The 11,787-nt window shown below is 58.5% G+C and carries 8 protein-coding genes; 1 reads left to right on the top strand and 7 read right to left on the bottom strand.

Translation table 11 applies throughout. The features are described 5' to 3' along the window. Positions 1 to 7: 7 nt before the first annotated feature. The 7 genes from ABD997_RS09955 to ABD997_RS09985 all read right to left on the bottom strand — a co-directional run bounded on the left by ABD997_RS09955 (position 8) and on the right by ABD997_RS09985 (position 9,536). Positions 8 to 1,633 carry an ABC transporter substrate-binding protein gene (locus tag ABD997_RS09955; RefSeq protein ID WP_345316858.1) on the bottom strand — a complete coding sequence of 542 codons (1,626 nt, stop codon included), beginning with the start codon at positions 1,631 to 1,633 and terminating at the stop codon, positions 8 to 10. 457 nt (positions 1,634 to 2,090) lie between these two features. Then, entirely contained in the window at positions 2,091 to 2,519 is a 429-nt protein-coding gene (locus tag ABD997_RS09960; RefSeq protein ID WP_345316859.1) for a secondary thiamine-phosphate synthase enzyme YjbQ, read from the bottom strand. A 205-nt stretch (positions 2,520 to 2,724) separates the two neighbouring features. Continuing rightward, positions 2,725 to 3,297 carry a VC2662 family protein gene (locus ABD997_RS09965; protein ID WP_345316860.1) on the bottom strand — a complete coding sequence of 191 codons (573 nt, stop codon included), beginning with the start codon at positions 3,295 to 3,297 and terminating at the stop codon, positions 2,725 to 2,727. A 191-nt stretch (positions 3,298 to 3,488) separates the two neighbouring features. Then, a complete protein-coding gene (gene alr / locus ABD997_RS09970) occupies positions 3,489 to 4,571 on the bottom strand; it encodes an alanine racemase (RefSeq protein ID WP_345316861.1) in 1,083 nt (360 codons plus the stop codon). 3 nt (positions 4,572 to 4,574) lie between these two features. Beyond that, positions 4,575 to 5,984 carry a replicative DNA helicase gene (gene dnaB, locus ABD997_RS09975; protein WP_345316862.1) on the bottom strand — a complete coding sequence of 470 codons (1,410 nt, stop codon included), beginning with the start codon at positions 5,982 to 5,984 and terminating at the stop codon, positions 4,575 to 4,577. 335 nt (positions 5,985 to 6,319) lie between these two features. Further along, positions 6,320 to 7,546, bottom strand: coding sequence for a BamA/TamA family outer membrane protein (locus tag ABD997_RS09980; protein ID WP_345316863.1), 1,227 nt, complete (start codon positions 7,544 to 7,546; stop codon positions 6,320 to 6,322). A 328-nt stretch (positions 7,547 to 7,874) separates the two neighbouring features. Then, on the bottom strand, positions 7,875 to 9,536 hold the full coding sequence (locus ABD997_RS09985) for a hypothetical protein (protein ID WP_345316864.1): 1,662 nt from the start codon (positions 9,534 to 9,536) through the stop codon (positions 7,875 to 7,877). Positions 9,537 to 9,759: 223 nt separating this feature from the next. On the opposite strand from ABD997_RS09985, the gene ABD997_RS09990 reads away from it, so the two are divergent. After that, positions 9,760 to 11,388: a hypothetical protein gene (locus ABD997_RS09990; protein WP_345316865.1), complete on the top strand. Its 1,629-nt coding sequence runs from the start codon at positions 9,760 to 9,762 to the stop codon at positions 11,386 to 11,388. The last annotated feature ends 399 nt before the right edge of the window (positions 11,389 to 11,787 follow it).

An 11,787-nucleotide genomic window follows, 5' to 3' on the forward strand; every position in this document is an offset into this window, starting at 1 on the left:
GGTGCCGTTAGTGGGCGATGATGTACAGGTTCTTGGTGTAGATGCTGTCTTCGACATTGTTCATCGGGTAGCCGCCAACGTAGGGGCGCTTCAGCCGGGTGATCACCTGCTCGTAAACCGGGATGATCGGCATCTCCTCGACGATGATCCGCTCGGCCCGCTCGTAGTACTTGGCCCGCTCGGCGTCGTCGGCGATCATCCGCGACTCGTTGAGAATGCGATCGTACTCGGCGTTGTGCCACTGGCCTTTATTCTGCCCGTGGTTGGAGAGCAGGATATCCAGCATGGTGGAGGCGTCGTTGTAATCGCCCACCCAGCCGGCCCGGGCCATCTCGAAGCGGCCCTGGTTACGGGTATCGAGGAAGGTTTTCCACTCCTGGTTTTCCAGGCTCACCCGAACCCCCAACGGCTTCCACAGTTGGGAGATCACCACGGCGATCTTCTTGTGGTTCTCGTTGGTGTTGTAAAGCAGGTTGATGGTCAGGGGCTTGTCCGGGCCGTAGCCCGCCTCTGCCATCAGCCGCTTGGCTTCCGCCATCCGCTGCTCAGAGGTCCAGTTGGCGTACTCCACCTCTGGCGGGTTGTAGCCACTGACGGACTGGGGGGTGAAGGTGAAGGCGGGACGCTGTCCCTGGCCCAGCACGTAGGTGGTGATCTTCTCCCGCTCTACCGCCAGCGACAGCGCCTTGCGGACTCGCTTGTCGTCGAAGGGGGGCACTTTGGTATTGAACTCGTAGTAGTAGGCGCCCAGGTAGGGGGTGGTCACCACTTCATCCGGCCGCTCCGCCTTGAGAGATTTGTAGTGCTCGATCGGGATCCCGGTGGAGGTCAGATCGATCTCGCCAGCGCGGTAACGGGACAGCTCGGAGTTGCCGGACTCGATCGCCAGGTAGCTCACCTTGTTGATGACGGTGTTTTCGTCATCCCAATAGAGCGGGTTGCGCTCCATCACGATGCGCTCGTTGACCACCCAGTCGGTCAGGACATAGGCGCCGTTGCTGACCATGTTTCCGGGGCGGGTCCAGCGATCGCCAAGGCGCTCCACCACGTGCTGGGGGGTCGGGTAAGTGCTCTGGTGCCCCAGCATCTTGACAAAATAGGGCACTGGCTTATCCAGGGTCACCTCGAAAGTACGGTCGTCCAGGGCGCGCACCCCGAGCTCCGCCGGGGACTTCTTGCCGAGGATAATATCGGTGGCGTTTGCTACCGTGGCGATCTCCAGGTACCAGGCGTAGCGGGCGGCGGTGTTGGGGTCCACCAGGCGTCGCCAGGCGAAGACAAAGTCGTGGGCAGTCAGGGGCTCACCATCGGACCATTTCAACCCGTCACGGAGGTGGAAGGTGAAGACCCGGTTATCCTCGGAGATGCTCCAGGACTCCGCCTGTCCGGGAATCACGTTGCCGTAATCATCCTGTTGAACAAGCCCTTCAAACAGGTCCTTGGAGGGTGCAGAGCCGGTGGTGCCTTCGATCTTCTGCGGGTCCAGGGATGCCGGCTCGCCGCCATTGCCCTTAATTAACTCCTGCACCGGATGTAAACGTGTTCCCTCCGGCACATCTGCCGCCTGTGCCATCGGTAGCACCGAGGCCATTATCAGGCTGAGGCCCACGGCTTTAATTATGGTTTTTGCCATGTACAGCACACTCCCTGGTCTAAACATGTATTTTATGAGCTTCCCAGTTTTCCAGCCGACCACTTCGCAACCGGGTTATCATTTTGTTAACTTTGATTTCACTAGCGATTTAACCGCCTTTTGTCCAAATTAGAATAACAAAATATCAATACAAGGCCAGTATAAGTTTACATCGGCGAACCCTGAGGATACGCCGGTTGCAGCCTGATAACTCTCAGGAAACGGGCTTTAACGCTAAATGCGGAGGAAAAGCAGGTATTTATCGCCACAAAACAGGCGATGAGAGAGATAAAAGCGGAAACTGGATTCGGAAAGGAAAGCGGCCCGCCAAACCGAAATAATCCACTTTTTGAGCAGTTTCTGCTGCCATTAATGCAGTGCCGAATTAGACCCACGGAGGGGAATATCCGGGGCCTAAAGAGAATCCGGCGTGGGCGCAAGGCCAAGATGACGGCGTTTAAAACTGCCCCTGAAGGGTCGCGACCAGAGTGCGGCCCCCTGCGTGATCACGGTGCTCCCCGAGGTAGATCCCCTGCCAGGTTCCGGTCAGCAAGGCGCCATCGGCAACCGGAAGGGAGACACTGCTGCCCAGCAGGCTGGCTTTGAGATGCGCGGGCATATCGTCGGGCCCCTCGTAGGTGTGGCGGTAGTAAGGGGCATGTTCCGGCACCATCTTGTTGAAGTGAGACTCGAAATCGTCGCGCACCGTTGGGTCTGCATTCTCATTGAGGGTCAGTGAGGCGGAGCTGTGCCGGATGAACAGGTGCAAAAGGCCGGTTCGACAGCTTGCCAGTTCCGGCACCCGGGCCAACACCTCATCGGTGATCAAGTGAAAGCCGCGGGGGTGCGGGGCAAGGGTGAAAATGGATTGATGCCACTGACTCATGGGGACTCCTCAGACGATGATGACCCCACCATTATGGCGACGGCGAACGCTGGAGCAAGGGAGCGTGCTTTCCCTCACCCGAGTAGCCCCCCACTTCTGAGGTGAACTTGGGGGATGCCACCCACGCGCCAGCGTAAGGCACGCAATAGAAAGGGAGCCTCCTGGGCTCCCCTATTGACCGTGGCCGAGCTGGCCCCTCGTTCACTTACTTTACGGCGAAGTTCACGATGGGGAAGCAGGGCAGGAAGCCGTTCTTGGCGCAGTTGATCAGACCAACCTGTACCACCTTGATCTCGTCGGTGACGTTGACGAAGCCCAGTTGGGCATCGGACCGCTTAGAGACGTTCACCGCACTCCAGTCGAACAGGGTGCTGCCGGTGCTGTAGTTCACCATGCCGATATTGGCACCGGTGACATCGTTGGTCAGGTTCACCATGCCCAGGTTAGCGCCGGTGGCGGTACCCTTGTTCCAGTTCCAAAGGCCCAAGGAGACACCGGTCATGCTGTTGTTGATGTGGTTGGCACCGGCAAACAACAGCGGCATCTGCAGACCGACGAAATCATCGGTTTCACCGATACCCAGCAGGTGCAGATCCACCCCTTTTACTGAACCGGTCTTACCGTAAAGCGTGGGAAAACGTACCCCTTCCACGGACTGGCCGGGCATGACGTTGGTACCATTGAGGGTGGAGAGCTGGACAGGTACAGTTTCAGCTACGGCTTGTGTAGAAGCAGCGGCGCTGGCCAGCAGGGTAAGGGTCAGGGCGAGTTTTTTCATCTTATCTCCATTATGCGATGACTCGAAACAGTAGCGAGCCGTAATCCATGGTCACTGTGGTGGAACTTTACTGAGCCAGGCGACGGGCCACAAGCCTAAATGGCGAACAGAGAAGCAATAATCGGATGCGAACCGGTTCAACAAAGCGGGCTGCCTGCGTTGAACCTGGGCCGCCGGCGGCGCTGACCCGATCACTCCTCGAGGTAGTGAAAGCGAACCCTGCCAGTGACCTGAGAGAGCAATTCGTAGGGGATGGTCTCAGCGTGTTCGGCAATCTCCTCCACGGGTAGCCCCTGCCCCCACAGGATCACTTCATCCCCCACCGCCACCGGCGCATCGCCGATCTCCACCATCAGGGTGTCCATACTGACCCGCCCCACCAGCGGGAAGCGCTGTCCATTGATCAGGACCGGCGTTCCAGAGGCGGCATGGCGGGGATAGCCATCACCATACCCCACCGCCACCACGGCGATGCGGGTATCCCGTTCTGCCCGCCAGATCTGGCCGTACCCGGCCGCCTCCCCCTGTCGCTGCGGACGAACCGCCAACACGCGGGTTTTCAGGGTCATGACAGGTTGCAGCCCGATCTGCTGGGCACGGCCGCCCACCATGGGATTGGCGCCGTAGATCGCCAACCCAACCCGGACCCAGTCACCGTGGGCGCTTGGCCAACGCAGTACCCCGGCGGAATTACAGAGCGCCCGTTCGCCGGGCAGGTCCTGCACCTGAGCCTCGAAGCGGGCGATCTGCCGCTCAGTCTCGGATCCGTCCGCTTCATCGGCGGTGGCAAAGTGGGTCATCGTATTGAGCGGCAGCCGCACGCAGGCGCAATGACTGAGCCGACGATAGAGCGATTGAAACTCCTCACAGCGTACTCCAAGCCGATGCATGCCACTGTCGTGCTTAAGCCAGATCTTCAGCCCATGGGGCAAATTCGCCTGCTCCAACAGCCCGACCTGATAGGCATCATGAATGACCAGGTCCAGGTCATATTGAGTCGCCTGCTCCAGGCCCTCCTGGTTGAAGACGCCGGCGAGGATCAGGATCCGCGCCTCGACACCGCTCTCCCGAAGAGTCACAGCCTCCTCGATACGGGCCACGGCAAAGCCATCAACCGCACCGGTAAGCCAGCGCGCCACCTGAACCAGGCCATGACCATAGGCATCGGCCTTGATCACGGCCATCAGCTTGGTCTCAGGGATCTGGCTGCGCAGGTGGGTGATATTGTGCATCAGCGCAGTTCGGCGGATCTCCGCCACAGGAGAGTAGTGCATCACTTATTCGTCGTACTCGAAACTGGTACCAGCGTAGTTATCAAATCGGGAGAAACGCCCCTGGAAAGTGAGAGGTACCTTACCGATGGGGCCGTTACGCTGCTTACCAATAATAATCTCTGCCAGCCCCTTCTCGGCGGTATCCGGGTGGTAAACCTCGTCGCGGTAGATGAACATGATGAGGTCAGCATCCTGCTCGATGGAGCCGGACTCACGCAGATCCGAGTTTACCGGGCGCTTATCCGCCCGCTGCTCCAGTGAGCGGTTAAGCTGTGACAGGGCCACCACCGGGCACTGCAACTCCTTGGCCAGCGCCTTGAGGGAGCGCGAGATCTCGGCGATCTCCAGAGTCCGGTTCTCCGACATGCCCGGCACCTGCATCAGCTGCAGGTAGTCCACCATGATCATCGACAGGCCACCATACTCCCGGGCAACCCGGCGGGCGCGGGAGCGCACCTCGGTGGGCGTCAGGCCGGAACCATCATCGATGTACATCTTGCCCTGCTCCATCATCAGGCCCATGGTGGAGGAGACGCGGGCCCAGTCATCATCGTCCAGTTCACCGGTCCGGATCTTGGTCTGATCGACCCGCCCCAGGGACGCCAGCATACGCATCATGATCTGCTCAGAGGGCATCTCCAACGAGAAGATCAGCACCGGCTTATCCTCGTTCATGGCAGCGTATTCACACAGGTTCATGGCGAAGGTGGTTTTCCCCATGGAGGGACGGGCAGCCACGATAACCAGGTCCGAGGGCTGCAGGCCCGCAGTCATCTTGTCCAGGTCTGCGTAACCGGTCGAGACGCCGGTCACCCCGCCGCTGTTGGGGTTGTTAAACAGCTGCTCGATACGGTCGACCGTCTTGGTCAGAACCGTCTTGATGTCCTCAGGGCCCTCGTTGCTGTTCTGGCGCTTCTCCGCAATGTGGAACACCTTGCTCTCCGCCAGGTCCAGCAGCTGCGACGAGTCACGCCCCTCGGGATTGAAGCCGGCATCGGCGATCTCGTTGGCGACCTTGATCATCTCCCGGGTCACCGCACGCTCCCGTACGATGCTGGCATAGGCGGTCAGGTTGGCCACGCTGGGGGTATTACGGGCGATGTCCGACAGGTAGGGGATCCCGCCCACAGACTCCAACTCGCCCCGCTTCTCCAGCTCCTCGGAAACGGTCACCAGGTCCAGCGGGTGGCCCTGCTCAAGCAGGACCGCCATGGCGTCGAAGATACGCTGGTGGCTGCGGCTGTAGAAGTCTTCTTTTACAACTCTTTCCGCCACTTGATCGAACATCTCGCTGTTGAGCATCAAGCCCCCCAGCACTGACTGCTCCGCCTCAAGGGAGTGCGGCGGCACCTTCAGTTGATCAACCGCTGCACTCGCACTATCCGCACGCGCACCTAATCGTGTATCCGCCATTTGACTCCCAACTCTTTAACCAAGGACCCTTAAGGATCTTAAATGTTTGTACCGCCTGGCCGCCCCTCGGCAAGCGGTCAGACGCGACCGTGCCAAGGCGGATCTCCAACGGTATCGCAGATCTGCGCCATTGTAACCTCTCCCGTCATGCCCCTGTAGCCGATCGCACACTGTAGCGACTGGAAATAGTCAGCCGAGGGCGAAATTTCAGCATGACAGTCACCTTAAGAGGTTTCGGAGCACCGTTGAGAAGGCGATAATCACGAGCCTAAGCCCCTCTCCCGGCTCTTTACGCAGGGAATAAAAGTTGAACCAGCGACAAACGGAGCCTGGATTCAGAAAGGCTGGTTAATGGCCACCACCACGCCGCTGTCGTCGGCGGCCACGGCGAAGTCCAGCCGGACCAACACATTCTCGACCCAAAGGCGGATCCCAACCCCGGCGGACCACTGCATATCTTTGTGCAGCTCACCCAGATCGAAATCCTCATTCACCCGTCCGACACCCCCGAACAGCGCCAACTCGTACCAGGGAAAACGATAACGATTGATAAAGGGGATCCCACCCTGCGGCTGCCAGCGGGGCACCATACGATACTCCGCCCCATAATAGAGGGCGCTGCGATCGTGGTAGCGTGCCGAACTGTAGCCCCGGAGCCTGTGCCAGCCACCCAGTGTGGACTGGGCAAACCAGGCCGGAGCCTGCTCAGGATTGCTGCTGCCGCCCTCCCAGGTGGGCAGGTCGGAGAGATAGGCGGTCAAGGCCATCGACTGCTGCTTGGCCCAGCGACTCTGCCCCAGGTTGAGGTAGTGTCGATACTGGGCCTCCCAGCGGGTATAGGCCTCGCGCTGATCGCTTCCCCAGTCACGGGTCAGCTCCAGTGATGCCTGGTAACCGGCGGTCGGTGAGGGCCAGAAGTTGCGCGCATCCTGCTCCAGTCGCAGCGTCATACCCTGGCTGACAAAGTCCTCCCCCAACGCTTGAACACTATGACGCTCGTAGAACGGCTTCAACTCCAGGAAGGTGTAGGCGCCCTGATGTGCCTCCCGCAGCGAAGGGCTGACCATCGGCAAACCCTCCTTCGTCGCGACGACCAACGTCGTATCATCTCGCCCGGCACCCAGAGGTAGCAGGTAGCGCAAGGTGCCATTGATCTCCCAGTGCTGCTCTTCGCCGAACAACGCATCGGCGATGGCCGAGCCATTGCTGCCCGCAGGCACCGAACCGGGCTCGGGCCCATCGAGGTAGAGCGTCTTCTCGTTGAACTGCCCCACGAACCCCTCCCAGTCGACGAACCAGCGCCGGCTCTTCCCGAGGCGGTAGTTAAACGCCCCAAGATACGCCACGTAGCTCTGATTCACGGAGTATGCGCCCACACCCACCACCTGGGCCTGTGACTGCCCGAGGCCTTGCAGGGACGCTGCCGCCCCGAGGGAGAACCCCATGCTGGAGGTGGAGAAGAGAATAGGCACTGCCGCATTGCGACGCTCACTGCCGCTTTCCTGCGCCGCGAGCGTGGCACTGAAGGTCAGCAGAGGAACAAGGGGCAGGAGGAATTTCATAGCGCACTCTGAAAGGAACTCGCCGCAAGGATACGCTTATTGATTGACCAAGTCAGCGGCATGGCTCTCGCTATTGAGACTGTGAACCCCATCGAGGCCAGAAGGTTGGCATCTCCGGCGACGGTCAACTTATGCAATGCACAGAAAGAAAGGCACAGGCAAGCTTTAGAGCAGGTATCAGAAAACAGGAAAGGACAATAAGGGGCCTCTCCCTTGGAAAAGAGTCACGCTAAGCACGGTCTGGGAAAACCCATGGCGCAGAATCTAAAGATCAACGCCATGGATGGTGGATGACGGGAACGGCCCGAGCCCGTGGCCAGCCCGGTGTTTAAAACCGGTAACCGAAGTTAAGGGTGAAGGAGTCCCGAGTCTCCCCATAGTTGTACATGAAAGTCAGGTTGTAGTGCTTACCAAGCTGCTTGTTGAAGCCGATCAGGTAGGCCCAGCGATTGTTAATCACGCCCACGTCATAGGTAAAGTCGCGGCCAAGCTCAGGAATGAAACCTAGATTACCCGTCATCCGATCGTCCAATCCCTGGTACTCCGCGCCCACCAGCAGTTGACCACGGAAGTCCACGAACTGGTACCCGAGCAACGGCTGAACCGTGATGATCGAGTCCCCCCAGTCGATGGAACTGTCCAGCTGGGTTTTCACCCAGGTGGCATTGACCGAGGCGAAAAACTCTTTGTAACCGATGGAGAGAGTGGTCCCCACGCCGATGGTGGTGTAATCCAGATCAAGCGGAACGGCAAAATTGGTACCTGAGCACAGATCAAGGCCCTGCTCCTGCAGCAGGCGGCATGCGGCCGCACCGCCAAACTCCCCCAGCTTATCCTTGAGGATATCCTCCAGCTTACCCGTGTACTGAGCATTAACCGCCGCATCGACCTTGATCCGTCCAACCAGCGCGTACACGTTCCAAAATGGCAAGATATTAACGTCGCCACGCAGACTCAGACTCTGGGCGTCAACCGTACCAAAGGACGCAGTAGGGTCGAAAAACTCGTTAAGGTTCAAACCCATAATATCGAAATCAAAGAACCCAATGTCCATCGTCTGCTTGCGGTAGGCGAGGGAGATGCCGTAGGGCAGGGGCAGGTCGATCCCCTGCCGCCGCACCAGGTCGGCCATCAGGGGGAAGGCACGATCCAGGTTCACGAACTCCTCGCGCAGTCGCGGATCCGATACCGTGGTCATCAGCTCATCATTGAGCACCACCAGATCATCATCATCGTCGTAGACGGCCACCGGGGTTACGGTAATCGTCAATTTGAGCGGAGCGCCCTTGTGCTCTCCGGTTGCCACCAGCTCCTTGCGATCAATCACCACCCGCCCCGTCTCCAGTGTCTTGAAGGTGACGTCCTGGCGGTAACTCTTAATCTGGTAGCCATCCATCAGAAAGGGACGGGAGTTGGTCAGCACCATGGATTTCACTTCACCGCCCTCCGCCATCACCTTAACCCGCATGAAACGGAAGTAGGCGATATCCTGAGGCAAACCGTAACGGGAGTAGTTAAAGCGGATCACCAGGCGCTCATCCCCCAGTTCGTCAACCACCACCGAGTTACGATCAAACAGCTCACCATACTGACGCAGCCGGTACTGCTGACGAGTCCACTCCTCGAGACGTGCCACCAGGTTTTCATGCTCGTCCAGCAACCGGGGATCGTACTTGATCCGCATATCGATGTTGCCTTTGCTGTCGGTACTCTGGACGACAAACACCTGAGACTCCTGCACCCCGTCCACCGTTTCCAGTCGGTGGGTCATCTGCTCTATCAGGTGCTCACTCTGTGCGAGGGAGCTTAATCCCAGCTTGGGAATGTCTTTGGAGAGGCCGTATTGCTCAAAAATGTTTGCCGCGGGAGGCGCGTTCCTGTCTTTTTTCGGCGCAGCGGAAACGTTAACGCTGCAGAGGCTGGCGACCAAACAACACACCAATCCCAGGTTGAGAAGGCGACCTCGGGGGAAGACGTGCCCAAAATTCATAGCGGGTTCCTCTGCAAAGTATCAACAATTCAAACGGGTACGAGTATGAGTGTAGATAACGCAGAGGGATCCGTTAGCGAATATTAAGCTGATCTTGCAGCCTTTTTGTCACTCACTTGAGAAGCCCATCATTCCGGCAGAGTTCGGTACCGTCAGCTAATTTAATGAGTAAGTATCATAAGTTTGGTGGCGCCAACCCCGTCTCGCCCCCAGGAGAATCACGATGGCAAAGTATGGTTTTTGGGTTGTACTGGCATTTCTGTTAGCCGGGTGCAGTGAAAATGATGATAGCCCGGCAGTACCACCGTCACCGGTCACGGATATCCCGGGTGCAGCGGAAGTGGCCCCCCTGAGGCCGGGACTCTACATCACCGCACAGGGCTTCAGTAATTGCGGCATCGAGGGCGTCCGCTACGCCTTTCAGGACGAAAGTGGCGGAATCGTGGGCCCGCTGTTTGTTACCGACGAGCAGGGATTCATGGACATCAGTGCTGCGCCAGAGGGCGCCAAGTATGTCACCTATGTCTACATGCCGGCCCCCAACCTTATCCGCTGGGACGCAACCACCTTTGAGTTGGCCATGTTTCAGGCAGACTCCCTCTCCTACCGGGTCGAACTGGTTAACATACAAACTGATGACGTCACCCCCTGTAACCACATCCAGGGCAGATCCAAGATCCTCTTCGTTGACGCCGGATCGGAGCAGCAGGAGCTGGACGTCCTCAGCGACAGTCGATTGGAGCTCAATGACACGGCGCTGGTCCTAGCCCAGGACGACACCGTCAACCTGTTCGCTTACCAGGACGGGTTGCTCAGCGGCAGCCAAAGTGTGAACAGCGCCGATCTGCCCGATGAGAGCACCATCCCACTCGCCCTGAATCCTACTCAGCAGGTCATGTTGGAGGGATTGATGCCGCCGGAGGAGGGAGAGTGGAGCGAGACACAGACCGCCCTTCGATATACGGCCTACCCCTTTCAAACCCTCATCCGCAATGAAAACCAAACTAGTGAGGTGAACCTGGTACTCGACGATGCGGGGAGTAACCTGGCCAGCTTCGAGTTCCTTGCGGACGATACCCTCTCAGTTCAACGGGTCGGACAAGAGGGTAACCTGTTGATGGCTCAACCCTTGGAGTTTGCCCTGAAGGAGGATATCCCCTTGCTCTCCAGCGGGGTCGAGTTCCCGTTCATCCTCAGTGATTCACTTTGTACCCTGTTCAGTGGTTTCAGCTACAGCAATCTGGTGGGCTTTATTCGTGGACTTCAGGCGGCGTTTCCAGAGCTGGGGATACCCAACCTACCGGACCTGCCCGTTGATCCAGAGCTGGTTCCAGAGTGCAACCTGAACGACCTGAGCTATGAGATGGCATCAGAAAAGCACCTGACCACGGGACAGTTCGCGGCGCGCTACAGCGCCACCTACTTTACCGGTGCCGGAGGCGGGGACGATGGGTTGTGCTCAAGCTCCGAAAGCAGCTGTCGCTTGGTCAACCGCAACGTTTACGCCATGACCGAGCATGAACAGCGCAACACCCAGATCTTCCCACCCCAAATCGGTTTCAGCCGGGGCACCTTCTTTATCCCGGACGTCCCCGCTGAGCTGATCTTTAACACGCTGGGCGGCCTCATTACCCGTCAGACTTTTGTTCTCTCGGACCAGCAGGATATCCAGTTTCTTCACAGCCTGGCCGGCGGGGAGGGTAGCCGGATAATCGACGACAACGAACCGGAGTCGACCCCAATCCGCAGGGCCAGATTGAGTCTTATCGGTTCACCGGAAAATCCCATACCAGAAGCGCTGTTCGAGTCCCGTTACCAAAGCCGCTACCAGGCCGTGGGTAAGGTGCATTAACCAGCCAATTTGGGGAAGTACCGCCAGGGAGGGCTGCTCATAAGGAAGTGTTGTTCACAACGCATACTCACGAAATGCTGTGTCACGGGGCACCGAACCATCCGACCGACAATTTACGTACCACAACAAAAAACGCCTCATCCAAGGATGAGGCGTTCTAAAAAGCATGGCGGAGCCGGCGCAGAGCCCCTTCCCCGCAACGCCGAAGCGGCTGCCACAGGGAAGTGTTGTTCGCAACACACTCACGAAGCTCGGCCTCACAAAACACCGAACCATTCGAGTATTCGTACGCCAAAACGAAAAAACCCAGCCGCTAGGCTGGGTTTATCGAAATAATGGCGGAGTGGACGGGACTCGAACCCGCGACCCCCGGCGTGACAGGCCGGTATTCTAACCAAC

It is taken from the genome of Ferrimonas gelatinilytica (assembly GCF_039544205.1).
Taxonomy (GTDB): Bacteria; Pseudomonadota; Gammaproteobacteria; order Enterobacterales; family Shewanellaceae; genus Ferrimonas; species Ferrimonas gelatinilytica.